General features: G+C 64.2%; 19 protein-coding genes, 1 tRNA gene and 1 other annotated feature. Of the genes, 15 read left to right on the top strand and 5 right to left on the bottom strand.

Features of this window, described 5'->3' with window-relative positions; genetic code table 11:
* The first annotated feature begins 10 nt into the window (after positions 1 to 10).
* From BSY17_RS09950 to BSY17_RS09925, 6 genes are all read left to right on the top strand, one after another.
* Positions 11 to 763 (top strand): glutaminyl-peptide cyclotransferase, encoded by a 753-nt coding sequence (locus BSY17_RS09950; RefSeq protein WP_083217102.1) that lies wholly within the window; start codon positions 11 to 13, stop codon positions 761 to 763.
* 208 nt (positions 764 to 971) lie between these two features.
* Complete coding sequence (gene rpsM, locus BSY17_RS09945; RefSeq protein WP_037477457.1) at positions 972 to 1,340, top strand: 30S ribosomal protein S13; 369 nt, start codon at positions 972 to 974, stop codon at positions 1,338 to 1,340.
* Between the two features lie 78 nt (positions 1,341 to 1,418).
* Positions 1,419 to 1,808, top strand: coding sequence for a 30S ribosomal protein S11 (gene rpsK, locus BSY17_RS09940; protein ID WP_004208752.1), 390 nt, complete (start codon positions 1,419 to 1,421; stop codon positions 1,806 to 1,808).
* Positions 1,809 to 1,927: 119 nt separating this feature from the next.
* Entirely contained in the window at positions 1,928 to 2,992 is a 1,065-nt protein-coding gene (locus tag BSY17_RS09935; RefSeq protein WP_037477455.1) for a DNA-directed RNA polymerase subunit alpha, read from the top strand.
* 172 nt (positions 2,993 to 3,164) lie between these two features.
* A complete protein-coding gene (gene rplQ / locus BSY17_RS09930; RefSeq protein WP_037477453.1) occupies positions 3,165 to 3,590 on the top strand; it encodes a 50S ribosomal protein L17 in 426 nt (141 codons plus the stop codon).
* 122 nt (positions 3,591 to 3,712) lie between these two features.
* Positions 3,713 to 5,881, top strand: coding sequence for a prolyl oligopeptidase family serine peptidase (locus tag BSY17_RS09925; RefSeq protein WP_069065397.1), 2,169 nt, complete (start codon positions 3,713 to 3,715; stop codon positions 5,879 to 5,881).
* Between the two features lie 7 nt (positions 5,882 to 5,888).
* Here the strand turns inward: BSY17_RS09925 and BSY17_RS09920 are convergent, their stop codons facing one another.
* Both BSY17_RS09920 and BSY17_RS09915 read right to left on the bottom strand, forming a co-directional pair.
* Positions 5,889 to 10,097 (bottom strand): translocation/assembly module TamB domain-containing protein, encoded by a 4,209-nt coding sequence (locus BSY17_RS09920; RefSeq protein WP_069065396.1) that lies wholly within the window; start codon positions 10,095 to 10,097, stop codon positions 5,889 to 5,891.
* On the bottom strand, positions 10,097 to 12,214 hold the full coding sequence (locus tag BSY17_RS09915; RefSeq protein WP_069066894.1) for an autotransporter assembly complex protein TamA: 2,118 nt from the start codon (positions 12,212 to 12,214) through the stop codon (positions 10,097 to 10,099). The genes BSY17_RS09920 and BSY17_RS09915 overlap by 1 nt, the downstream gene beginning before the upstream one ends.
* Positions 12,215 to 12,361: 147 nt before the next feature.
* On the opposite strand from BSY17_RS09915, the gene recJ reads away from it, so the two are divergent.
* Entirely contained in the window at positions 12,362 to 14,128 is a 1,767-nt protein-coding gene (gene recJ / locus BSY17_RS09910) for a single-stranded-DNA-specific exonuclease RecJ (protein ID WP_069065395.1), read from the top strand.
* Positions 14,129 to 14,229: 101 nt separating this feature from the next.
* Positions 14,230 to 14,304, top strand: a tRNA-Glu gene (locus BSY17_RS09905).
* Positions 14,305 to 14,498: 194 nt separating this feature from the next.
* Here BSY17_RS09905 and BSY17_RS09900 read toward each other — a convergent pair.
* The 3 genes from BSY17_RS09900 to BSY17_RS09890 form a co-directional block, all read right to left on the bottom strand.
* A complete protein-coding gene (locus BSY17_RS09900) occupies positions 14,499 to 15,863 on the bottom strand; it encodes a glycoside hydrolase family 27 protein (protein ID WP_069065394.1) in 1,365 nt (454 codons plus the stop codon).
* Between the two features lie 140 nt (positions 15,864 to 16,003).
* Positions 16,004 to 17,098 (bottom strand): AI-2E family transporter, encoded by a 1,095-nt coding sequence (locus tag BSY17_RS09895; RefSeq protein ID WP_083217101.1) that lies wholly within the window; start codon positions 17,096 to 17,098, stop codon positions 16,004 to 16,006.
* A gap of 61 nt (positions 17,099 to 17,159) precedes the next feature.
* Positions 17,160 to 18,656 carry an alkaline phosphatase gene (locus tag BSY17_RS09890; RefSeq protein WP_069065393.1) on the bottom strand — a complete coding sequence of 499 codons (1,497 nt, stop codon included), beginning with the start codon at positions 18,654 to 18,656 and terminating at the stop codon, positions 17,160 to 17,162.
* Positions 18,657 to 18,799: 143 nt separating this feature from the next.
* Between BSY17_RS09890 and BSY17_RS09885 the strand changes: the two genes are divergently transcribed.
* From BSY17_RS09885 to BSY17_RS09855, 7 genes are all read left to right on the top strand, one after another.
* On the top strand, positions 18,800 to 19,153 hold the full coding sequence (locus BSY17_RS09885; RefSeq protein ID WP_069065392.1) for an ArsR/SmtB family transcription factor: 354 nt from the start codon (positions 18,800 to 18,802) through the stop codon (positions 19,151 to 19,153).
* Complete coding sequence (locus tag BSY17_RS09880; protein ID WP_069065391.1) at positions 19,150 to 19,671, top strand: arsenate reductase ArsC; 522 nt, start codon at positions 19,150 to 19,152, stop codon at positions 19,669 to 19,671. The genes BSY17_RS09885 and BSY17_RS09880 overlap by 4 nt, the downstream gene beginning before the upstream one ends.
* The gene (gene arsC / locus BSY17_RS09875) at positions 19,668 to 20,114 is read left to right on the top strand and encodes an arsenate reductase (glutaredoxin) (protein ID WP_069065390.1); all 447 of its coding nucleotides are present in this window, start codon (positions 19,668 to 19,670) and stop codon (positions 20,112 to 20,114) included. Before BSY17_RS09880 ends, arsC begins: the two co-directional genes overlap by 4 nt.
* A gap of 2 nt (positions 20,115 to 20,116) precedes the next feature.
* The gene (gene arsB / locus BSY17_RS09870) at positions 20,117 to 21,175 is read left to right on the top strand and encodes an ACR3 family arsenite efflux transporter (protein WP_069065389.1); all 1,059 of its coding nucleotides are present in this window, start codon (positions 20,117 to 20,119) and stop codon (positions 21,173 to 21,175) included.
* Positions 21,172 to 21,933, top strand: coding sequence for an arsenical resistance protein ArsH (gene arsH / locus BSY17_RS09865; RefSeq protein ID WP_069065388.1), 762 nt, complete (start codon positions 21,172 to 21,174; stop codon positions 21,931 to 21,933). The genes arsB and arsH overlap by 4 nt, the downstream gene beginning before the upstream one ends.
* Positions 21,934 to 21,994: 61 nt before the next feature.
* Positions 21,995 to 22,048, top strand: a sequence feature (sul1 is cis-regulatory element that is thought to sense ions involved in sulfur or methionine metabolism; They are found in Alphaproteobacteria).
* Between the two features lie 88 nt (positions 22,049 to 22,136).
* Positions 22,137 to 23,621, top strand: a complete 1,485-nt coding sequence (locus BSY17_RS09860) for a SulP family inorganic anion transporter (protein WP_069065387.1) — start codon at positions 22,137 to 22,139, stop codon at positions 23,619 to 23,621.
* 11 nt (positions 23,622 to 23,632) lie between these two features.
* Positions 23,633 to 24,484: a universal stress protein gene (locus BSY17_RS09855; RefSeq protein WP_069065386.1), complete on the top strand. Its 852-nt coding sequence runs from the start codon at positions 23,633 to 23,635 to the stop codon at positions 24,482 to 24,484.
* Positions 24,485 to 24,493 lie beyond the last annotated feature (9 nt).

Here is a 24,493-nt window from a genome sequence, read left to right as displayed (position 1 = left end):
CTGCCGACGCATGGGGCGGACGCTCCTTCTGGCCCTGCTCGTCCTCATCGCCCCGCCAGCCATGGCCGACACGCCCTGGACGCTGGTCAAAACCTATCCGCATGACGAGACGGCTTTCACCCAGGGTCTCTTCTTCCACGACGGCGCGCTCTATGAAAGCACGGGGCTGGAAGGCCGGTCGGACATTCGCAAAGTGGCGCTGCGCACGGGCAAGATACTGGCCCGCCGCACGATCGAGCGGCCCTATTTCGGGGAGGGCATGGTCAATTGGAACGACCGGATCGTCAGCCTGACCTGGCGGCACCGGCGCGGCTTCGTCTGGCAGCTCGATGATTTCGCGCCGATCGCCGACTTCCGCTATGAGGGCGAAGGCTGGGGCCTGACGCAGGATGGCAAGAGCCTGATCATGAGCGATGGCACCGCGCAACTGCGCTTCCTCGATCCTGACACGCTGACCGAACAGCGCCGCATCACCGTCAGCTGGAACGGTCGGGCGGTCGATCGACTGAACGAGCTGGAATATGTGCGCGGTGAAATCTGGGCGAATATCTGGTATGACACGAAGATTGCCCGGATCGACCCCAGCAATGGCGCCGTGATCGACTGGGTGGACATCGCCGCGCTGCGCAAGGCGGCGGGGGTGACGGACAGCGAGGCGGTGGCCAACGGCATCGCCTGGGACAGTAAAAGAGACCGGCTGTTCGTGACCGGCAAGAACTGGCCCAAGCTGTTCGAGATAAAGGTTGCCCGCGCAGCCGAATAGACCAGCCATGCGGTTGACAGGAAGCTGCCGAATCGCTAGTGGCGACCGATCCCGACACGCAGGTGACCGGCAGTGCTTTGCGCACTGACCGTCTTTTTTGCGTCTCGGAGGATAGTATGGACCGCGCTTTTCCGCCAGGAAAACCGGCCTTTGACGCTTTGAGATGGGGTGACGCCAATCGCCCCGTGGAGCAGGAGATTTAAGTACCATGGCACGTATTGCGGGTGTTAACATCCCGACCAACAAGCGCGTAATCATCGCGCTCACCTACATTCACGGCATTGGTCGCAAGACCGCCGTTGATATCGCCACCAAGCTCGGCATCGACCAGAGCCGTCGTATTCAGGATCTTTCGGACGCCGAAGTGCTCCAGATCCGTGAAACCATCGACGCCGACCTGACGGTCGAGGGCGATCTGCGTCGCAACACCGCGATGAACATCAAGCGCCTGATGGATCTGGCCTGCTATCGCGGCCTGCGTCATCGTAAGGGTCTGCCGGTTCGTGGCCAGCGCACGCACACCAATGCGCGCACCCGCAAGGGCAAGGCAAAGGCGATTGCCGGTAAGAAGAAGTAATCGTTGAGGGTCACAGGCCTTTTGGCCTGACCCTCCGGCGACTTCTCCTTTTAAACGATTTCAGTAGGATAGAGCAAAATGGCACGCGAACCCCAGCGCATTAAGCGCCGTGAGCGCAAGAATATCTCGGCCGGCGTCGCGCACGTCAACGCCAGCTTCAACAACACCATGGTGACCATCACCGACGCCCAGGGCAATGCGATTTCCTGGTCCTCGGCCGGCATGATGGGGTTCAAGGGCAGCCGCAAGTCGACCCCCTACGCCGCTCAGGTGTGCGCCGAAGACGCGGGCCGCAAGGCCGCCGAACATGGCGTCCGTACCCTCGAAGTCGAAGTCAAGGGCCCCGGTTCGGGTCGTGAATCGGCTCTGCGCGCGCTGCAGGCCGTCGGCTTCCACATCACCTCGATTCGCGACGTGACGCCGATCCCGCACAACGGCGTGCGTCCGTCCAAGCGCCGCCGCGTCTAACCACGGCTGAGCGATATGGCGGGCGGCGGACGCGCCGCCCGTTACCCGTCTGCATCGGCCGCAACGTCCTGTCGGGTCCAGGATCATAAGCGTTTCGGCCACATCCCCAGGGGAATTACATGACTGTCAACATGAAGAACTGGCAGGAATTGAAGAAGCCCAACGCGCTGGAAATCAAGCCAACCAGCGACGGCAAGCGTAAGGCGACCTTCGTCGCCGAGCCACTAGAGCGCGGTTTCGGCCTGACGCTTGGCAACGCGCTACGCCGGGTTCTTCTTTCCTCGCTCCAGGGCGCGGCGGTCACCTCGATCAAGATCGAGAACGTCCTGCACGAATTTTCGTCGCTCGCTGGCGTGCGTGAGGACGTGACCGATATCGTCCTCAACATCAAGCAGGTTGCGCTGCGGATGGAAGGCGACGGGCCAAAGCGCCTGCAGCTTTCCGCCACTGGCCCCGCCGTGGTCAAGGCAGGCGACATCAGCGTCGTCGGCGATATCGAGGTGATGAACCCCGATCTGGTCATCTGCCATCTCGACCAGGGCGCCACGCTCAACATGGAACTGACGGCTGACATCGGCAAGGGCTATGTCCCTGCCGTCGCCAACCGCCCGGCCGATGCGCCGATCGGTCTCATCCCGATCGATGCGCTCTACTCGCCGGTCCGTCAGGTCGCGTATAAGGTGGACAACACCCGCGTCGGCCAGGAACTGGACTATGACAAGCTGTCGCTGACCGTCGAAACCGACGGCACCGTCACGCCGGAAGACGCGGTGGCTTTCGCTGCCCGTATCCTGCAGGACCAGCTCCAGCTGTTCGTCCACTTCGAGGACGCACTGCCGACCGCAGCGCCGTCGCAGGGCGGCCATGCCGTCGCATCGACGTCGGACAGCGAAGGCGACACCAACCAGATCAACCGCTATCTTCTCAAGAAGGTGGACGAACTGGAACTGTCGGTCCGCTCGGCCAACTGCCTCAAGAACGACAACATCATCTATATCGGCGATCTGGTCCAGAAGACCGAAGCCGAGATGCTGCGCACCCCCAATTTCGGCCGCAAGTCGCTGAACGAAATCAAGGAAGTGCTGTCGTCCATGGGCCTGCGCCTTGGCATGGACATCCCCGGCTGGCCGCCTGAGAATATCGAGGAAATGGCCAAGAAGCTCGAACAAGAGCTGCTGGGCTAAAGAAAACTCCGTCATCCCCGCGAAAGCGGGGACCCATCTCCCGGCCTTGCGCCTGGGGATGGGGTGGGAGATGGGTTCCCGCCTGCGCGGGAATGACGAACAATGGGGCGGTCCCGTCACCGCCTGGTCTGGGGTACCTCGAACGGCCCCTTAACGAACGAAGGAAGAGATTATGCGTCATAAAATGGGTCAGCGTAAGCTGCAACGCGCCACCGGCCATCGTAACGCGCTGCTGCGCAACCTCGCCGCCTCGCTCATCAAGCATGAGCAGATCATGACCGGCACGGTGAAGGCGAAGGCGCTGCGTCCCTATGTCGAAAAGCTGATCACGCTGGCAAAGAAGGGTGGCCTGTCCAACCGTCGTCTCGCCCATGCGCGGCTGCAGGACGACACGCAGCTGATCAAGCTGTTCGAGACGTTGGCCGAACGCTACAAGGATCGCAACGGCGGCTATACCCGCGTGATCAAGGCCGGTTTCCGCGCGTCGGACGCTGCGCCGATGGCGATCATCGAACTGGTCGACCGCGACGTCAGCGCCAAGGGTCAGGATTCCGGCCCGCTGCAGAATGAAGACGAGGATGAGCTGGAAGCAGCCTGATCCGTCAGTCGCGACTGTCGGCATGACCTGACAGTCGGACCATATTGCTTTATCAACAGGCCGCGGCTCTCAAGGGAGCTGCGGCCTGTTGGCGTTGAAAAAGACTGTGAGAGGATGCGCGCGTGTTTCGCCTGACCCTGCTGCCGCTGCTGCTGGCGGCGACGCCTGCGCTGGCCGGGCCGAACGCGGCTATCATCGACGCGGGCGCGCAGGATGGCAGTCTGCGCTACCCCGCCGCGCGACGGCTCGATCTGGTCGAGGATCATTTCGGCGTGAAGGTTGCGGACCCCTATCGCTGGCTCGAAAACGACCTGCGCGCCGATCCGGCGGTGCGCGACTGGGTGGCCCAGGAAAATGCGCTGACTCGCCGCTATATCGACGGGCTGCCCGGCCGCGATGCGCTCAAGGCGCGGATGCAGGCCTTGTTGTCGCATGGTCGCTACACCGTGCCGCGCAAGGCGGGTGGCCGCTATTTCTACGGCTACAACAAGGGCCTACAAAACCAGACCCCGCTCTACGTGCGCGATGGCCTGGCGGGTGCGCAACGCTTGCTGCTCGATCCCAATGGCTGGGCCAAGGACGGCGCCAGCGCGCTTGCCGAATGGGCGCCGTCCCCCGACGGCCGCTACCTCGCTTATGCGATGCAGGAGGCGGGGAGCGACTGGCGCACCCTGCGCGTGCTGGATGTGGATAGCGGGCGGACGCTGGACGAACGGGTCGAATGGGTGAAATTCTCGCAGATTGCCTGGGACGGGCGGAGCGAGGGGTTCTTCTATTCCCGCTATGCCCCCCCAGCGGACGGCGAGACGTTTCGCTCGGCCAATGAGGGGCAGCAGCTTTTCTATCATCGCATCGGCACCGATCAGGCGCAGGACCAGCTCATCTACGAAACGTCTGACCGGCCCAAGCTCAGCCATCAGGCGCAGGTGACGAGCGACGGACGCTGGCTGATCATCAACAGTTTCGAAGGCATCGACAGCCGACGCGAAGTCCATGTCGCTGCACTGGACGGCGGGCAAGTCAAGCCGCGCCTGCTGGTCAAGGGACCAACGCATGACTGGCGGCTGGTCGGCAGCCGGGGGACGACACTCTATTTCATCACCAACAAGGCCGCTGCCCGATCGCGGCTGGTGACTCTGGACGCCGCGCGACCGCGCCGGGGAGCGAGGGAAGTGGTGGCGGAGCGGGCCGAGACGCTGGCGGGCGGGTCGCTCGTCGGCAACCGGCTGGTCCTGGCTTATGTCAGCGAGGCGGAGACGATCGCCGAACTGGTCGAACTGGACGGGCGCAAGGTGGCGGACGTCCCGCTGCCGGGCATGGGCACGGCGGCGGGCTTTGGCGGACGCGATGGCGACCCGGAGACCTTCTTCAGCTTTTCCGGCTTCGTCACCCCCTCCAGCATCTATCGGTTCGACACCGCAACCATGGAAAGCAGCGTGTTCGCGCAGCCCGACCTGCCCTTCAACCCCGATGATTTCGGCATCGAACAGCGGCTCTACCCGTCCAAGGACGGCACGCCGATCCCGATCACCATCATCCGCAAAAAGGTGCTGGCCGACCGGGCGATCGCCGCGCCGACCATCCTCTATGGCTATGGCGGGTTCAACATCAGCCTGACGCCCGGCTATTCGGCGACGCGGCTCGCCTGGCTGGAGCAGGGCGGGGTCTATGCCATCGCCAATCTGCGCGGCGGCGGTGAGTTCGGCAAGGCCTGGCATGAGGCCGGGCGCGGGGCGAACAAGCAGAATGTGTTCGATGATTTCATCGCGGCGGGCGAATGGCTCAAGAGCAATGGCTATACGCCCAAGGATGGCCTGGCGATCGAGGGGCGCTCCAATGGCGGGTTGCTGGTGGGCGCCGTGGTCAACCAGCGGCCCGACCTTTTCGCCGCTGCCCTACCTGCCGTGGGGGTCATGGACATGCTGCGTTTCGACCGTTTTACCGCCGGGCGCTATTGGGTCGATGATTATGGTTCGCCGGGCCGGGCCAAGGACTTCCCGCTCCTCTACGGCTATTCGCCCTATCACAATATATTGGATGGAAAGGACTATCCCGCCATCCTGGTGACCACCGCCGATACGGACGACCGGGTCGTGCCTGCGCACAGCTTCAAATATGCGGCGGCCCTCCAGGCGGCAGCGGTTGGCGACAGGCCCCGGCTATTGCGGGTGGAAAATCGTGCGGGCCATGGCGCGGGCAAGCCGATCGACAAGCTGATCGACGAATATGCCGACAGCTATGCCTTCCTGGCGCATTTCACCGGACTGACGATCCAGCGAAAGCCCGAATGACGCGCTCTCAATAATCCTTCGAATAGCGAAGGTTGGCTGACGACCCGGCGTTGGTCCCGGTCTTGGACAGCAGGCTGAGCGTCTTCGACAGGGCGATTTCCAACTGGGTCGCCGTGAAGCCGCGCGAGTCGGTGATGATCTCCACATAAATATCGTTGGAGATGCGCTGGCCGACCGCGAGCGATGTGCCGCGCCCGGTCTGCTCGTCGCCGCCGACGATGCCGATCCGGTCGATGCCGGTCGCGCCTTGCAGCTTGCCCATCGGGTTGAGCCCCCCGCTGCCGCCGCGCAGGCCGTTCAAGGCCGCTGCCAACTGGATCGCCTGCGTCGCCGACAGGTTGGCGACATTGTCGCCGAACAGGATGCGCGAGAGGATTTCGTCCTGTGGCAGGCTGGGTGTCGAGATGAAAGCGATGTCGGGCTGTTGCGCGCTGCCGGTGACTTGCAGGCCCGCCGTGACCGTATCGATCCGCGTCTCCGCCTTGATCGCCAGCGTGGGGTTCATCATCGGCCCGTTGAAGGTGATGATGCCCTGCTCCAGGTCGAACTGTTTGCCGGAGAAGCTGTAGCGGCCCCGCAGCACTTCCAGCTTGCCGACAACGCGCGGATTGGTGGTGGTGCCGGTGACGCGCATGTCCGTCTTCCATTCGGAATCCAACCCCATGCCGGTCACATAAATTTCATTGTCGGCCCGGACGCGAATGTCGAGCTTCCAGTCGGCGGGCTGCGCCGCGGTCTTGCGCGCGGCCATGCGCTGGTCGAGGATATCGACACCCTCGCCCTTGCGACGGACGCCCTGGAGCTGACGAATTTCCGTGCCCCCCTGCCAGGCCACCTTATAGCGGGTTTCGGGCAGGCTGAGGTCGCCCTTGATCAACCCGCCATTGGCCGCGCTGTTGGTAATGGCAAGCGACCCGCTCACCACGCTGGTGATCGCTTCGCTGCGCGCCAGACGCGCGCGGTCCAGCTTGACAGCGATGTTTATCGGGAAGCCACTCTCGGCCGCCAGTCCGACCGTGCCCGATGCCTGCACCGTCCCATCGCCTGCGCGACCCGAAAAGTCGCGAATGTCGAGCCGGTCGTTGGTGAAGCGGCCGTCGAGCTTCATCTGCGTTACACGGGTGCCGAACGTCTCATTCTCATAGGTGAGGGCGTTGGCGCGGGCGATGCCGGTCACGCGGGGATCGTTCAGTCGTCCGCTAAAGTCCGCAGCGATGGCAAGTCCTCCCCTTAATTGCTGATCGGCTAATCCGGCAAAGGAGAAGAGGACGTCGGCAGGACCAGAATAACGGATGCCGCCACCCAGCGGGGCTGATTGAAGTTGTTCGATCCAGCTTGCGCCGGGACCGGGAGGCGCGAGGGTCGCGACGAAGCGGCCGAGCGTGCTATTGCCTTCGCGGATCAAGCCGCGCAGGTCGCCACCTGCCGACGACAGCTTGCCCTCCATGCTCATCGAGACCGGATCAGATACGGCTGACAGGCTGGAGCGGCGGAAATCGGCTATGGCGAGGCGCGTGGTCGCGGTCGGGAAGGCACTGCCCTGCTGCACATAATCCAGCGTGCCGGTCATTCGCCCGCCAATGCCCAGTCCCGGCGCGGCCATGTTGGCGATGGCCAGGTCGAAATCCTTGAATCGCGCTTGCATCACGGTCGTGTCGCCAAAGCGCCCGGCCAGATCGACCTTGCCTTGTGGTAGCACGAGGCTCGCTGGTTCGAGGCGATAGCCGCCCGGTTCAGTGCGGATAATGGCTGGCTGGGCCAAGCGGAAGGCTATGTTGGCAGCCTTGCCCTGCACCGCCACGGCGTAGAGATCGGGGCGCAGCGCGGCGTTCGCGGCGATCGAGAAGGGAACGCCGCTGGAGCCATCGGCGACCAGTTGGGCCTTGCCGCGTCCACCCTGATAGTCGAGCTTCGCGCGTGCTTTGCGCACGATATAGTCGCCATAGGCGGCGTTGGCGATCTGGGCGTCAGCGATGATGCGCGGTTGATCGGTCAGCACCATCGACGCGGTGAGGATCGCGCGGCCGATCAATATCTCCGCGTCGCCGGGCAATTTGGCGTTGCTGGCGGTTGCATTGACGTTCACGCCCTGCGCCTTACCAACCGCGGCGAGGCGGATCGCACCGGTGATGCCGGAGCCGTTCATCGCCAGCTGGCCGGTAAAGGGACCGGCGGCGCTCTGCTGGATGCGGCCGTTCATGTCGACACCGGCGAAACGCGCGCGGGTGACGTCGATCGTGAGCGGCCCTTGGGCGGTACGGATCAGCACATTGGCGAAGAAAGGCCCATAGGGCGACCCGCCGGTGGCTTCGAGGCGATAGCCCGCCGCTTCACCGTTCAGTTTCGCGACCACGTTGGACAATTGTATTCCGACATTGGGCCGCGCCGCGCGCAGTACCGCCTGCGGCCGTTCCATCGTCCCGCGCACGGTCAGCGCTAGAGGACCATATTGGCGCGAAGAGGCGGTCGCGTCGAAGGCGATCGCGCCATCCGTATCGTAGCTGCCCGATCCCGACTGGATCGTGAAATTGGGCGCTGCACCCTTGAGGCCTGCGAGCGTGAATTTGCCCTCCGGCGTCATGCCGATGCGGCCGCTGGCCACGGCATTGCCGCCCAGGAAATCGCGGACGGAGGCGTTCTCCCAGCGCGCGGAGCGCACGCCGAAGCGACCGGACAAGCCAAAGCCGCCCTTGGGGCCGGGGACCAGTTCGACATCGGTGTTGAGATTGACGATGCCGACGCCGTCGATCTTATAGTCGTTGACCCTACCTTTAAGCGCCCCGCGATAGAGGGCGTTGTCGAGATCGGCGAGGATGACCGCGGTTGCGTCAATCCGGTCACTGTCGATCTTGAGATTGTCGCTGATCAGTTTGCCGCCCGCATAGGCGAAGTCGCCCTTGATACGCAGATTGTTCATCAGGCCACCAGCGGCCGCATTCAGGCCGGTCACGCGGCTCGCCGTGGCGTTCACGGGAATGCGGATGCGGTCGGTGTCAATCACCGCGCGGCCAGAGGCCTTCAGATTTTCGATGCCGGTTGCATCGAACGCCAGATTCTTGGCGGTAATGTCATAGTCGATGAACGGCGTCGCCATCGGCCCGTCGAGAATGATCGAGGCACGCACATCGCGGCCCTGCACCTTCTCCATGATTGCGCCGGGGGTCAGCAGCGCGGCGTTAATGCGCAACGCGCTGAAACGGCTGGCGGCAAGATCAATGACGCCTTGTGCATCGGCGGATAGAGCAGGCGAGCGCAGCGTGCCTTTGAGGTTCACGCGCCGTTCGTTGAGACCCGCGAACAGATCGACATCCAGTTGCGGTGCGGTCAGGCGATCGACGGTGCCTGCCATGACGAGGCCCGGACGCACCGGACCTTTGGCGGTGAAATTGCCATCGCGCGCGGCGATGGCGACGTTGGCAAGCTCGCCCTTGGGGCTGGTGGCGACGATGCGCCCGTCCCACGCCTGCCAGGTGCCCTTGCCATCCAAGGTCGCGGTCATGCCATCGGTCAGGCCCGACATGGCGGCGATGACGCCGCCCTTGGGCGCGGTCAACGTGCCGCTCATAGCCAGGCGGTTCTGCGACGGCACGGCGTCGAGCTTCGCCTGCAACCGATCGCCGCTGTCGACGATGGCATCGGCGGACAGGATCGCGCGGCCATCGGCGATGTGCGTGACGCCATCGATGGCGATCTCGCGCTTCTGGCCAATCACGGGCCGGGCAAGGATGAACTTGCCGATCTTCATCCGATCGACGTCGATGTCGAGGTCCGGCAGGATCGGTGCGTTGGGATCGGTTGGCGTGACGTTGAACTGCGGACTGCGGGCAAGCACCACCAGCGGGGTTTCGAGCAGGCTGACCGAAATATGATTATTGATGTAGCGAAACGGTTTCCAAATCACATGCACGCGCGGGCTGACCGCGAACACGCCCTTGGGATCGCGCAGGATCAGGTCGTGAATGACCATATCGCTATAAATGGACCCGTCGATCCGCCCGACCTCGATCGCCATCCCCGATTCCATCTGGAATGCGGCGATCTGCTGGATCAGGAATTTCTTGCCCGGCTGGGTGTTGAGGCCAAGCAGCAACACGCCCGTCAGCAAGACCAGTGCGATGATCAAGCCGACAACGCCGATCACGATCTTCTGCCACAAAGGGCGGCCCTGACGGACGGTGTCGATCCGGTCGGGGGTGAGGGTGTCGTCCTGCGTCATCAGAAAGCCTGCCCGATCCCGATATAGACGGCGAATTTGGATTCGCCCGGTTGCCGGTTGATCGGCATGGCGATGTCGGCGCGGAACGGACCGAAATTGGTATAGAAGCGACCGCCCAGACCCACGCCATAGCGCATGTCGGAAAATTCGGGGATCTGGCTTTCATACACCTGTCCCGCATCGACAAAGGCGACCACGCCATAATTGCCGAAGCGATAGCGACCCTCGATCGCAAATTCATTGACGGACCGGCCGCCGATCGGATCGGCGTTCACGTCCTTCGGTCCCAATTCCTGGAACCCGAAGCCGCGCACCGATCCACCGCCACCGGCATAGATGCGTCGCGATGGCGCGACATCATCGCGGGCCACGCCGTTGATGGTGCCAAGGCGCGTGCGAGCGGCAATAACCAGGCTGTCCGACACGGGGAAATAGCCGCTCAAATCGAACGTGCTGCGCACATAGGGCGAAACATTACCCTGCAGCGAGGCTTCGGGAGAAACGCGCAGATTGGCGCGGAAGCCCCTTGTAGGGTTGAGCAGGTCGTTCGAGCGATCATAGCCGACCTGCACGGGCAGCGCGCCGATGAAATAGGTCAGCCGGCTATTCTCACCCGTGGCAGCGTCGATCGTCGTCTGTTCGTTCGACAGCAGGATTTCCGCGCCATAGCTATAGGTCCAGCGCTTCTGGAAGATCGGCGTCGACTGGCGCGCCCAGGTGATGTTGAGGCCAGCGGTAAAGGCCTCATAGGCGTCATATTTCTGATGGTTGAGCAGCGCCCCTGCCTGGAACGTGCGATCGCGCTTGCCCGCATTGGAGCGGCGGAAGGTGCCCGCCACGCCCTGTTCCTGCGTGCCCGCAACCACGCTGGCGATCAGCGCGCCTTCGGCCGGAAAGAGGTTGCGGTGGGTCCAGGTGCCTTCCGCACGAAAGCCCTGACCAGTGCCATAGCCTGCTTCGCCCGCCAGCGTGCGCGGCGGTCCCGCCTCCTGCTCGACATGCAGATCGACATATTCGGTGCCATCAGGTCCGGCTTCGCCGGTGCGCACCGGATCGACGCCAACGCTGGCGAACAGGCCCGTCGCCACCAGTGCCTTGCGCAGGTCATCGACCTTGCGGCTGTCATAAAGTTGGCCGGGTTTGTAGCGGCGGATGACTTCCATATGGTCGGCACCAAAGGCCTGCTTGTCGCCGCTCGTGGTGATCTTGCGGAATGTGCCGCGCGGGCCGGTATCGACCGGCAGCGTATAATCGCCCGTCACGGTCGCCGGATCGAGCAGGATGTCGCGCTCGCCAACCTTCGCAAAGGCATAGCCATTTTCCGGCAGTTTTAGCGCGACATTCGCCTCCGCACCCTCGATCGTGGTGGCGACGATATAATCGCCGGTCTTGAGCGGCAGGCTGTCACGGATCAGCCCCGGCGGTACGGTCGGCCCGGCGGTGATGACGATATCGCCGAGCGTGTAGCGTTTGCCAGGCGTCACCGAAATGACCGCCTTGAGCGTGCCGTCACCGGTTTGATCGAGGCTGGCGAGCGCGGTCGCGTCATAATAGCCTTCGGAATAGAGCAACCGCACGGCGAGCTTCTCATCCTCCTGCGCGCGCGCCTGCACCATGGCGGCGGTTTCCGCCTTGCCATCGCCGTCGATCAGGGTCGATGCATCCTTGAACGCATCCTCCAGGCCGGTCTTGCCGAACCCGTCGATGCTGGTCGCATAGCGGATGTCGGGCTGCTCGGCATTGGGATCATCGTCCGACGCGGCATTGGCGGGCACGGTCACACTGTCAAGCGGAGCCAAGGGCTGGGCGAGTTCGACCTCCTGTGCGGGTTCGGTCGCAGGCGGCAACTGCGTCGGCGCGTCGGCCTGTAGCGGCATCTGCTGGTCGATCCAGCTGTCGATGGAGGGAAGAGGCGCGGATGAGTCGGTATTTTCTATCTGCGGCAGACGCGCTTCGAACTGATCGTCGGGCAGGATCGCTTCTTCGCTCGCTGTCGCGTCATAAGGGAGCGCAGGCACAGGGTCATTGGTCGTCTGCGCCGTGAGAGGCAGGGGCGACGCGGTGACGAGAATAAGGCCCAACATGCGCCGGACATGATGTGCCTGCCGTCTGATCATGAAAATGCGATGCCCCTTCATCGCCAGCCCTGTAATTGGCCGACGAACTTCCAATACGCGCAACGGGTTGCGCCGGTTCCGCCCAAGCGACGATTAGCCGCGACGGCGGCGCTTCCCACCGGCCCAAGGCCCGTCTAGAGCAAGCGCATGACATTTGCGCTCAATATTTCGCGATCCCTGATGGGCCAGCCCTGGCGTTGGCGCGGAGAAGGGGCGGACGCGCGCGATCCCGGCTATCTGCCCGACGATCTGGTGACGCAATTGCTGATGGCGCGCGGCTGCCCGCGCGAGGCGCTGGAAGCCCATCGCAACCCGACGATCCGCGCCTTCATGCCCGATCCCAGCCTGTTCCGCGACATGGACGCGGCGGCCGAGCGGCTGGCCGATGCGGTGCAGCGTGGCGAAGATGTGCGCATCTTCGGCGACTATGATGTGGACGGCGCGACCAGCGCGGCGCTGCTGATCCGGCTGCTGCGCGATCTGGGGCTGGAGGCCAAACCCTATATCCCCGATCGCCTGATGGAGGGCTATGGCCCGTCGGGCGCGGCGCTGGTGCGCCTCGCGGGTGAGGGGGCGACCCTGATCGTCACCGTCGATTGCGGTGCGCAGGCGTTCGAGGCGCTGGCGATGGCGAAGGCCACCGGCGTCGATGTCGTGGTGGTCGATCATCATAAATGCAGCGCGGCGTTGCCCGAAGCCTTGGCGCTGGTGAACCCCAACCGGCTGGACGAGGGGGAGGAAGCGGCAACGCATGGCCATCTGGCCGCCGTCGGTGTCGCTTTCTTGCTGGGCGCAGCGCTGGTGCGGCTATTGCGCGGGCGCGGCTGGTTCGCGACGCGCGGCGAACCCGCGCTGATGGAATTACTCGATATAGTTGCGCTCGGCACGGTGGCGGACGTGGCGCAGTTGCGCGGTCTCAACCGCGCTTTCGTCGCGCAGGGGCTCAAGGTGATGGCCAAGCGACGCAATATCGGCCTCGCCGCGCTGATCGACGCCAGCCGCCTGACCCGCGCGCCGCTGTGCCATGATCTGGGCTTTGCGCTGGGGCCACGCATCAATGCGGGCGGGCGCGTGGGGCAGGCGGATCTTGGCGTGCGGTTGCTAACGACGCTGGACCCGGCCGAGGCGGCGCGGATCGCGGGGCAACTCGACCATTATAATGAGGAACGCCGCGCGATCGAATCGACGGTGCAGGAACAGGCCGAAGCGCTGCTCGACGCGCAGGGCAATCGCGCCGTCGCGGTGATTGCCGGGCTGGGCTGGCATCCGGGCGTAATCGGTATCGTCGCGGGACGGATCAAGGAAAAGGCCGGGCGACCAGCCATCGTCATTGCGCTGGACGAGGATGGCGTGGGCAAGGGGTCGGGCCGGTCGATCTCCGGCGTGGATCTGGGCGCGGCGGTGATGGCGGCCAAGGATAGCGGGCTGCTGGTCGCGGGCGGCGGCCATGCCATGGCGGCCGGGCTGACGGTGGCCGCGGACAAGATCGATGCCCTCGCCGATTTCCTAGACGAGCGCCTTGCAAGCGCGGTGGCGCGTGCGCGCGACGACCGGGCGCTGCTGATCGACGCGGTGCTGGCCCCGGCCGGCGTGAACCCGGAATTCGTCGCTGCGATCGAACAGGGCGGCCCCTATGGCGCGGGTTGGCCCGCCCCCCGCATCGCTGCTGGCCCCATGCGCGTGGTCAAGGCGGATGTGGTCGGCAACGGCCATCTGCGCGCGATCATGGCGGGTGCGGACGGCCGGTCGATCAAGACCATCGCCTTTCGTCAGGCCGAAAGCGACATGGGGCAGGCGATCTTGGGCGCGTCCTACGACCGGCGGCTGTGGGTCGCGGGACGCGCGAAGATCGACGATTGGGGCAGCCGTCCCGCCGCCGAACTGCATCTGGACGACGCCGCCTGGGCCGACTGAGTGGCAGGCGCGTTTTTGCCCGCAAAAGGGGTTGACCGCCGCGCCGTCTCCTCCTAATGCCCCCCTCACTTCGCAGCGCCGCTTGGCCGGTCGTTGTATGTGGTCCCATCGTCTAACGGTTAGGACACTGCCCTTTCACGGCAGCGATACGGGTTCGAATCCCGTTGGGATCACCACCTTCTCTACATCAAAGATGCCGGAAAGCGCCTGAATGGCATTTCCCTCAATGTCATGTACGCAAAACGCTTCAGACCTAAGCGCTCGTCGTCGTCATATGACTATAGGGCGCTGATGGTGGGTGCCGATATGACCGGTTTCCTGGCTTCTGATCCCGCCGGAACATCGAGGGCATGCAGGGTCGTTCCCTCCCCTAACTCAAGCGAAACAACGCGCTGGCATGTGGCGCGAGGCGCGTGACTACATGGCCCGTGACCGGGCCGATATCGCGTCGCTTCCACAGATCGCGCACTGTTGCAGAACCGTTGACACCGACATTCGCCAGCGGCACCGAAACGTCCCGCGTCTTGGTTCCAAGGTTGAACAGCGCGAGATAGCGCGCCTTCCCGTCCTCGGACGCCGCCGACCAGACCCGCAATCCGTCTTCCAGGAAGTGCGGGCGGTTGTCCTGGCTCGCCTGGTTCACCGCCAGCACTTCAGGGTTGGTCAGCAGCGCCAGCGTGGCCGCATCAAGGTGGCGCAGATCGCCGCCCATGATCAACGGCGACCGGGTGATCGACCATAAAGTCATCAATGTCTGCTGTTCGTCGGGCGTGAAACGGGACACCCGCTCGCCCAGGGCAATGCGGCCGAGCGGCAGCATGTCCGCATCGGGCCAGGCGCCGGGACCACGAAACGGCGTCCAATTCTCCAGCCGGGTGAACTGCGCTTCCAATTGCGCCCATTCGTCCCAGAAATCGTCGGAGATGCGCCACATCTGCGCATGACGGCGGACATGGTCGCCGCGCAGCACCGGTGTCTCGCCGGGGGACAGGCTCAGGATCATCGGCCGCCCGCAGCGGGCGGTGGCCGTCGCTGCTGCCTCTATTTCCGGCGCGCGGCTGTCATAGGGACGGCTCATATCGTCCATTTTGATGAAATCCACACCCCATGAGGCATAGAGTTTGAACAGCCCGTCATAATAGGCCTGCGCGCCGGGCTTCGTCATGTCGACGCCATACATGTCCGGGTTCCACGCACAGATGGACGTGGTGTCGGCAATATCCTGCGCATGGACATTGGTACCCAGGATCGGCAGATTCAGCTTCACCGCATGGCGCGAAATGCCACGCATGACATGAATGCCAAATTGCAGCCCCATCGCATGGACCTTCGCGGCAATCGGCGCGAAGCCCGCACCACCCTTCGCCGATGGAAAGCGATTGGGCGCGGGCACCAGCCGCCCATGGGCGTCCAGCGCCGGGACCGGGTTGGCATTATAGGTGTAGCTGCTCGCTTCCGGCTCATACCACTGAATGTCGATCGTGAAGACGTTATAGCCCGATGGCAGCAAGGCGTCCCGCATGATCGCAGCGGTTTCAAGCGCCTGATCCTCGGTGATGGTGCCCGCAAAACTGTTCCAGCTATTCCAACCCATGGGCGGGCGCGGGGCCAGTACCGCCCCTTGCGAGCCTGAGCGCGAGGGGGACATCGGCGTCTCCGCGGCGGCCCGTTGTGCAACGCCTGCAAGAGAAGCCGCAGCCGTAGCGAATATAGCGGTTCGACGGGATATATCCATGAGTAGGCCTGTCCTCTGCCAGCAGAAATCAGGCCTTATTTGTCAGACAATATCCGTCGGCGCAACTTGGGAGGACAAGGTCTCGGATCAACACCGCAGACCTAGAGCTGAAAATGGACGAGCGCAGCGTCGATCATGGCTTAGTCCCTCCCGGCGACCTTGATCTCTTTGCCCAGCATCGATTGCACATAGAGGCGCTGCACCGCGACGAACACGACCACCGTCAGGGGCGCGGCGAGCAGGACGCCGAGGAAGCCGAACAGCAGGCCGGCGGCGAACACGGCGAACAGCAGCACCGCGGGGGGCACGTCGACGGCATGTTTCTGGATCATCGGCTGCAGGAAATTGCCCTGCAATTGCTGGATCACCAGGAAGAGCAGCAGGGTCCATAGCGCGGTCATCGGCGACACGGTGAAGGCCAGCAGCACGGCGGGCACGCCCGAAATCACCGGCCCGATCATCGGAATGATGTCGAGCAGGCCCGCGATGACGCCCAGCCCGCCCGCAGCCGGTACGCCCAGCAAGGCAAGCCCTGCCCAGGTAAACGCCGCGACGACCAGCGAGGACACCGCCTGACCCACCATCCATCCGCGCAGCCCGCCAGATGCATCGTCAAGCGCCAGAGCTACCTTTTCCTCGGCGCTCTTCGGGATGAGCAACAGCAGGCCCCGGCGATAGGTGGCGGGATCGCCCGCCAGGAAGATCGCGCCGACCAGGACCAGCACGAAATCGGCAAGGCCGCTGCCCGCTGCCAACGCATAGCCGCCCGCCTGCGACACCAGTTGCGACACATCCTTGCCGCCACCCTCGACCAGTTGCCGCGCCCGTTCGCCAAGGCCATAGCGGTCGAGCAGCCCCTCCACGCTTTGCAGCGCGCGGGGGACGGTTTCGCGGATCGTATCGAACTCCTGCGCCAGTTGCGACCCGAACAGCGCGAACGCGCCCACGAACAGGGTGATCATGCCGATGACCGACAAAGCGAGCGCCATCGACCGCTTCATGCCGGTGATGCGGCACAACCAGTTGGCGATCGTGTCGAACACCGCACCAATCACGATCGCCGCGAAAACCAGCATCAGGAAGCGGGTCAATTCGACCATGATCCACACCAGGCCGACGATGCCCACGACCACCAATGCGGCATTGGCAACCCGGCCGGGGCTGTAGGCTGTTGCGGAAGACGCCGGTGCCGGCTGTGATTGCGCCGTTGAGGCGTCGTCATGATCAAGGGTCATGCACGCCTTCTATCGTGCATGATCCATCGTGCAACCTGTTGCTGGCGCGAAAACCTGACCCTTATTCGGCGGTCGGCCCAGCCAGCGCATCGCGCATGATATAATAGAGGCTGTGCTGCTCGATCGTGCCCTTGATCAGATGCGCCATCGGCCCTGACGCACGGGCCAGGACATCGTCGCCGCCATGTGTTTCCGACCCCAGCGGCACCAGCGCCTGCTGCCGATAGTCGAGCGCGGTGGTATCAGTCTGGAGCGGGTCGGCGCGTGGCGTGTCGATCGTTGCGCCGGGGCCATTGGCATAGCCGAGCGTTGTATAGCCCTTGCCATCCTTAGCTTTGAGCGCCTGCCCGCCATTGGTCACCGCGCCCAGGATCGGGTTGCCCCGGCCGGGATAGCCGCTGATCGCGAAGGTATGGCTATGGTCGGCCGTGACCAGTAGCAGCGTATCGGCGCGATCGGTCATGTCCATCGCGACTTTCACGGCCTCATCAAGGGCGATCGTGTCTTCCAGCGCGCGGCGGGCGTTCCCGGCATGATGGGCATGGTCGATACGGCCCGCTTCCACCAGCAGCACATAGCCCTTGTCGCGGCTGCCCAACATGGTGATCGCCGAGCGGGTCATGTCCGCCAGCGACGGTTCGCCGCCCGCATCCTTGGCGCGGTCGGCCTCATATTGCATATGGTCAGGCTCGAACAGGCCGAGCAGGCGCGGCGTGCGGGTCAGGTCGACCTTGGCGAAGTCCGCGCTGTTCCACACATAGGCCCCGCGCGGATTGCGGCGCTGCCAGGCCTTGGTCAGATCCTTGCGGTCGGTGCGCTTGCCCATGATGGTGGCATATTCAGGATCGCGCGCGGTGGTCGGCAGGAAGTTGGCGCGGCCCCCGCCTAGTATCAGGTCGAGCCGGGCACCCACGTCGCCCTCGACCATCTGCCGGGCAATGTCGATGCAGCCCTGCGCGCGGGCGTCGGCCGTCAAGTCGCCATCGGCTTCCCAGTCGCGCTGGGCGGTGTGGGCATAGGTGGCGGCCGGCGTCGCATGGGTGATGCGTGCGGTCGAGATCACGCCGGTCGCCATGCCCTGATCTTGCGCAAAGCCGAACAGCGAGGGCAGGCGATGCGCCTTGCTGGCCGCGCAATCATTTTCCGGCACTTCCGGGCCGACGCCGATGACGCCGTTACGGGTCTTGACCCCGGTCAGGATAGCCGTCGCAGTCGGCGCGGAATCGGACACCTGCCCGTCATGCGAATAGGTTTTGACCAGCGCCGTGCTGGACAGCCGATCCATGGTCGGCACGAAGGATTCGCCGTCCACGCCCTGCCGCTGGCCCTGATGGATGCGCGCTGCCGTCAGCGTGCTGACGCCCATGCCATCACCGATGAACAGGATGATGTTGCGCGCCTTGCCGACGACCGGCGCGTCCGCCTTGAGTCGTTCCAGTTCGGCCATCGCCTGCGCCCGATAGGCGTCGGTGGTGGTGGCATGTTGCGCCAGCGCCGGGCTGGCCGCGATCAGCAAGGCAAGAACGGACGAACGGGCAAGACGACGGGCAACGACCATGAAGAGACTCCTTTGCCGCACCCCCTTTCATCCAATCATGACAGAGGTGCTACACAATGCCTATATTTTCACATCTATCGAAATATCATTGACGGGTCCGGTCTCGCGCCATATTTCGATGATTATCGAAGTAAGGACTCGCCATGGATCAGGACAAGGCCGTCGCGGCGCTGGCCGCGCTGGCACAGGACACCCGCCTTTCGGTCTTCCGCCTGTTGGTAAAGGCCGGTCCCGATGGCATGATCGCGGGTGCCTTGGCGGAGGCGATGGACGTGCCGCCATCGACCATGTCGCATCATCTGGCAAAGCTGGAACAGGCGGGCCTCGCCACCTCCTGGCGCACCAGCCGCCTCATCCATTATGCCGCCGACTATGCCGGAATGCAGGGTTTGCTCGGCTTTCTGATGGCCGATTGCTGCCAGGGCGACCCGAACCTGTGTGCTGGCCTTCTCTCTTCCATTTCGTGCGACGCTGTTTCCGAAGGAGCCCCAGCATGACCGACAAAGTCTATAATGTCCTGTTCCTGTGTACCGGCAATTCGGCCCGCTCGATATTGGGCGAAGCGCTGATGAACAAGCTGGGCGCGGGCCGGTTTCGCGCCTGGAGCGCGGGCAGCCAGCCCAAGGGCGCGGTTCATCCCATGGCGCTGTCCGTCCTGTCGGGTCTGGGGTTTGAGACGGAGGGCATGCGCTCGAAAAGCTGGGACGAGTTCGCCGCGCCCGGCGCGCCGCAGTTCGATTTCATCTTCACCGTCTGCGACAATGCGGCGGGCGAGGCCTGCCCAGTGTGGATCGGTCATCCCATGACCGCCCATTGGGGCATCGAAGACCCGGCCGCCGTCGAGGGGGAGGGGCAACGTGACGCCTTCCTCACCGCGCTGCGCTATCTGCGTAACCGCATCACGCTCTTCCTCGAACTGCCGCTCGACGCCCTCAATGATATGGCCAAGCAGCGCAAGCTCAAGGAAATCGGCCAGAGTGAGGGTGCCAGCGCCCAGGCGGGAGCCGACGCATGACCCACGACATCATCATCTATCACAATCCCGCATGCGGGACGTCGCGCAACACGCTGGCGATGATCCGCAATGCCGACATCGAACCGCATGTCATCGAATATCTGAAAACCTCGCCCTCGCGCGCGCTGCTCGAAAGCCTGATCGCCCGCGCGGGGATGACGCCGCGCGCCCTGCTGCGCGAAAAGGGCACGCCCTTTGCCGAACTGGGGCTGGACGATGACAGCCTGTCCGACGCGGCACTGATCGACGCGATGATGGCGCATCCCATCCTCATCAACCGCCCGCTGGTGGTCTCGCCGCTGGGCGTCAAACTCTGCCGCCCCTCCGAAGCCGTGCTGGATATTCTCCCGGCGGCGCAGCAAGGCGCGTTCGCCAAGGAAGATGGCGAGCAGGTGGTGGATGCGGCAGGACATCGCGTAGCGGCCTCGGTCGGGAGCGCCTGACCATGAGCACCACTTCCGCCTCACCGCTCGGCCTGTTTGAACGCTGGCTGTCACTCTGGGTCGCGCTCGCGATCGCGGTCGGGATCGTAGCGGGCAATGTCGCGCCCGGTGCCTTTGCGATGTTGGCCGGGCTGGAAATAGCCTCGGTCAACCTGATCGTCGCGGTGCTGATCTGGGCGATGATCTATCCGATGATGGTCGGCGTCGATTTCGGCAGCATCCGCGACATCGGCCGCAAGCCGCGCGGCCTGATCATCACCATCGTCATCAACTGGCTGATCAAGCCCTTCACCATGGCGGCGCTCGCCGTCCTGTTCTTCGATTATCTCTACGCCGGCCTCATTCCGCGCGGCGATGCCGACCAATATATTGCCGGGCTGATCCTGTTAGGCGCAGCGCCCTGCACCGCGATGGTGTTCGTCTGGTCGCAGATGACCCGCGGCGACCCGGCCTATACGCTGGTGCAGGTGTCAGTGAACGACCTGGTGATGATCGTCGCCTTCGCGCCGATCGTCGCGCTGCTGCTCGGCGTTACCGACATCGTCGTGCCATGGGAAACGCTGCTGCTCTCGACCCTGCTCTATGTCGTGATCCCGCTTGCGGCTGGCGCTTTGACCCGGCATCGGGTGATCGCCGCGCATGGCGGCGATCTGGCAGCGGTCGATGCCTTCACCGCCCGGCTCAAACCCTGGTCGATCATTGGCCTGCTGGCGACGGTGGTGCTGCTCTTCGCCTTTCAGGCCGAAACCATCGTCGGCCAGCCGCTGCTGATCGCGCTGATCGCGGTGCCGATCATCCTCCAATCCTATGGCATTTTCGCGCTGGCCTATGCCTGGGCCTTCGCCTGGAAGGTGCCGCATCGGATCGCGGCCCCGTGCGCGCTGATCGGTACGTCCAACTTCTTCGAACTGGCGGTCGCGGTCGCGATCGGGCTGTTCGGCCTGTCGAGCGGCGCGGCGCTGGCGACCGTCGTCGGCGTGCTGGTCGAAGTGCCGGTGATGCTCTCGCTGGTCGCCTCCGCCAACCGCACCCGCTCGCACTTTGCGGAGGAGGCTGCATGAGCGACACGGTGCCGTTCGCCTATCTCCGCCCGCTGGCCGATCCCGACCATCTGCCTGCGCTGCACCCGGATTACGCCCATCGCCGGCCCGCGCAGGGCCTGGGCGCTCTCGATCCGCCGCCGCGCATCCTGCTGCTCTACGGATCGCTGCGCGAGCGCTCCTATTCGCGGCTGGTGGTCGAGGAATCCGCGCGCCTGCTGCAATTTTTCGGCTGCGAAACGCGCATCTTCGATCCGCGCGACCTGCCGCTGCCCGATCAGGTGGCGGGCGACGATCATCCCGCCGTCCATGAACTGCGCGCCCATTCGCTATGGTCGGAAGGGCAGATCTGGTGCAGTCCCGAACGCCATGGCCAGATCACCGGCATCATGAAGACGCAGGTCGATCATCTGCCGCTGGCCTATAAGGGGCTGCGCCCGACACAGGGGCGCACCCTGGCGGTGATGCAGGTGTCGGCCGGATCGCAGTCCTTCAACAGCATCAACACGCTGCGCGTCCTTGGCCGATGGATGCGGATGTTCACCATCCCCAACCAGTCCTCCGTCGCCAAGGCCTATGAGGAGTTCGATGACGCCGGACGGATGAAGCCATCGCCCTATTATGACCGCATCGTCGATGTTGTGGAGGAACTGGTCCGCTTCACCGTCCTGCTGCGGCCCCATGCCGAGCAGTTGGTGGACCGTTATTCGGAGCGCAAGGACCGTAACGAACCTGTCGCCACCCATGTCGAAAAGGCCGGGCTGGCGACATCGGTCTGATATGGGGATCGGCCTGCCGCTCTTGCGCCGCTCCTGCATCTTGGATAAGGCGACCGCATCCATTGGACCCGGCCTCGCCGGGTGGCTCGGCCCGGCGCCTATCCCCGGGATAACCATTAGCGAATTTGGGCTTCGCTTTTCCGAGTTTTGAGCGTTTCCGCGCACACACGCGATGCCCCGCTAGCCAATCTAGGTTTTTTCAAATGCTATCCATCGCCTCGCTGCAACGCGAATGGCTCGCCAATCCGCGCGCCGACATCCTCGCCGGGATCGTCGTCGCCCTGGCGCTGATCCCCGAAGCCATCGGCTTTTCGATCATCGCCGGTGTCGATCCGCGCGTCGGCCTCTACGCCTCCTTCTCCATCGCCGTGATCACCGCCCTTGTCGGTGGTCGCCCCGGCATGATCTCCGCCGCCACCGCCGCCATCGCGGTGCTGGTGCTGCCGCTGATCCGCGACCATGGCGTTGAATATCTGTTCGCCGCCACCATCCTGATGGGGATAATCCAGGTTGTCGCAGGCTTCCTGCGGCTCGACATGCTGATGCAATATGTGTCGCGCTCGGTGATCACCGGCTTCGTCAATGCGCTCGCGATCCTCATCTTCATCGCCCAATTGCCGCAGCTTATGGGCGTCACCTGGGTCACCTATGCGATGGTCGCGGGTGGCCTCGCCATCATCTACCTCTTTCCGCGCCTGACCAAAGCGGTGCCCTCGCCGCTGGTCGCGATCGTCATCCTGACGATCCTGTCCATCTATGGCGCGCTCAACGTCAACACGGTGGGCGATATGGGCGAACTGCCCTCGACCCTGCCGGCCTTCCTCATCCCCAACGTCCCGCTGACGCTGGAAACGCTCCAGATCATCCTGCCTTATTCGCTGACCATGGCGGCCGTCGGCCTGCTGGAATCGATGATGACGGCGCAGATCGTCGATGACCTGACCGACACCGGATCGGACAAGCGCCGTGAGATGAAGGGCCAGGGCATCGCCAATTTCGCAACCGGATTCCTCGGCGGCATGGGCGGCTGCGCGATGATCGGCCAGTCGGTCATCAACGTGAAGTCAGGCGGCTCAACCCGGCTGTCCACCTTCGTATCGGGCGTGTTTCTGCTATTCCTGATCGTGGTGCTTGGCCCACTGGTGGCCCAGATCCCGATGCCTTCGCTGGTCGCGGTGATGATCATGGTATCGATCGGCACGTTCAGTTGGCGCTCGATCAAGGATCTGCGGACCAATCCGTGGCAATCCTCGGTCGTCATGGTCGCCACCGTCGTCATCGTCGTGTGGACGCATGATCTGGCGCAGGGCGTGCTGGCGGGTGTCATCCTGTCGGGGCTGTTCTTCGCGAGCAAGGTCAAGCGGCTGTTCACGGTTACCTCCGAAATATCGGTCGATGGCAATGCGCGCACCTATCGCGTGGCGGGCCAGGTGTTCTTCGCGTCGTCGGACAGCTTCACCTCTGCCTTCGACTATAAGGAGGTTCTCGACCGTGTCGTGATCGACGTCACCGGCGCGCATTTCTGGGACATTTCGGCGATCGGCACGCTCGACAAGGCGATCCTGAAATTCCGTCGCGAAGGCACGCTGGTCGAGGTGATCGGCCTCAATGACGCCAGCGCCGCAATGGTCGAACGCTATGCCATTCACGACAAGCCGGGTGCGGACGCGCAACTCGGCGCGCATTGAGGAGAGACGCCATGACCAAGATACTCGCCTGTATCGACGCCTCGGCCTATGCGGCCAGCGTCTGCGACCTCGCCGCCTGGGCGTCCAAGCGCCTCGATCTGCCGGTCGAACTGCTCCATGTCGTCCAGCGCCGCGATGCCGTGGCGCAGCGCCATGACCTGAGCGGCGCGATCGGCCTGGGGGCCAAGAGCGAACTGCTGGAGGAATTGACGCAGTTGGAGGAAGCCGACTCCCGGCTTCAGATCGAACGCGGCCGCGTGCTGCTCGCCACTATGGCCGATCGGTTGCGCGCCGACGGGGCCACCGCCATCGCGCCGCTGCACCGACATGGCGGCATCGTCGAAACGATCATCGAGCGGGAAGCGGATGCCCGCGTCGTCGTCATCGGCAAGCGCGGCGCGAGCCATGAATTTGCGACCGACCATATCGGCTCGAAGATCGAGCGCGTCGTGCGCGCCAGCGCCAAACCGGTTCTGATCGCCTCCCGCGCGTTGCAAGCCCCGCAATCCGTGGTCCTCGCCTATGACGGCAGCAAACCCGCCGACCGCGCGCTGGAACGGGTCGCCAACTCGCCCCTGTTCGCCGGGCTGCCGATCCAGGTCGTGACGGTCGGCCCCGACGACGACAAGCATCGCACCCTACTCGACAAGGCCCGCACTGCTTTATCGGCCAGCCCATCCGTCACCGCGACGATCCTGCCCGGCAAACCGGAGGATGCCATCGCCGAACGGATGGCCGCAACGCCGCACGCGCTGCTGGTCATGGGCGCCTACGGTCATTCGCCGCTCCGCACCCTGATCGTTGGCAGCACCACCACCACCCTCATCCGCACCGTCCACGCGCCCGTTCTGCTGGTGCGATAAACAGCGCTT

The sequence above is a fragment of the Sphingobium sp. RAC03 genome, from assembly GCF_001713415.1.
Classification (GTDB): Bacteria; Pseudomonadota; Alphaproteobacteria; order Sphingomonadales; family Sphingomonadaceae; genus Sphingobium.
This window is presented reverse-complemented; position numbering and strand designations above follow the sequence as displayed.

Excerpts from the sequence above, each read along its gene's own strand:
- BSY17_RS09950 (WP_083217102.1), top strand. The coding sequence starts at position 11 with ATGGGGCGGACGCTCCTTCTGGCCCTGCTCGTCCTCATCGCCCCGCCA.
- rpsM (WP_037477457.1), top strand. The coding sequence starts at position 972 with ATGGCACGTATTGCGGGTGTTAACATCCCGACCAACAAGCGCGTAATC.
- rpsK (WP_004208752.1), top strand. The coding sequence starts at position 1,419 with ATGGCACGCGAACCCCAGCGCATTAAGCGCCGTGAGCGCAAGAATATC.
- BSY17_RS09935 (WP_037477455.1), top strand. The coding sequence starts at position 1,928 with ATGACTGTCAACATGAAGAACTGGCAGGAATTGAAGAAGCCCAACGCG.
- rplQ (WP_037477453.1), top strand. The coding sequence starts at position 3,165 with ATGCGTCATAAAATGGGTCAGCGTAAGCTGCAACGCGCCACCGGCCAT.
- BSY17_RS09920 (WP_069065396.1), bottom strand. The coding sequence starts at position 10,097 with ATGACGCAGGACGACACCCTCACCCCCGACCGGATCGACACCGTCCGT.
- BSY17_RS09915 (WP_069066894.1), bottom strand. The coding sequence starts at position 12,214 with ATGATCAGACGGCAGGCACATCATGTCCGGCGCATGTTGGGCCTTATT.
- recJ (WP_069065395.1), top strand. The coding sequence starts at position 12,362 with ATGACATTTGCGCTCAATATTTCGCGATCCCTGATGGGCCAGCCCTGG.
- BSY17_RS09900 (WP_069065394.1), bottom strand. The coding sequence starts at position 15,863 with ATGGATATATCCCGTCGAACCGCTATATTCGCTACGGCTGCGGCTTCT.
- BSY17_RS09895 (WP_083217101.1), bottom strand. The coding sequence starts at position 17,098 with ATGACCCTTGATCATGACGACGCCTCAACGGCGCAATCACAGCCGGCA.
- BSY17_RS09890 (WP_069065393.1), bottom strand. The coding sequence starts at position 18,656 with ATGGTCGTTGCCCGTCGTCTTGCCCGTTCGTCCGTTCTTGCCTTGCTG.
- BSY17_RS09885 (WP_069065392.1), top strand. The coding sequence starts at position 18,800 with ATGGATCAGGACAAGGCCGTCGCGGCGCTGGCCGCGCTGGCACAGGAC.
- BSY17_RS09880 (WP_069065391.1), top strand. The coding sequence starts at position 19,150 with ATGACCGACAAAGTCTATAATGTCCTGTTCCTGTGTACCGGCAATTCG.
- arsC (WP_069065390.1), top strand. The coding sequence starts at position 19,668 with ATGACCCACGACATCATCATCTATCACAATCCCGCATGCGGGACGTCG.
- arsB (WP_069065389.1), top strand. The coding sequence starts at position 20,117 with ATGAGCACCACTTCCGCCTCACCGCTCGGCCTGTTTGAACGCTGGCTG.
- arsH (WP_069065388.1), top strand. The coding sequence starts at position 21,172 with ATGAGCGACACGGTGCCGTTCGCCTATCTCCGCCCGCTGGCCGATCCC.
- BSY17_RS09860 (WP_069065387.1), top strand. The coding sequence starts at position 22,137 with ATGCTATCCATCGCCTCGCTGCAACGCGAATGGCTCGCCAATCCGCGC.
- BSY17_RS09855 (WP_069065386.1), top strand. The coding sequence starts at position 23,633 with ATGACCAAGATACTCGCCTGTATCGACGCCTCGGCCTATGCGGCCAGC.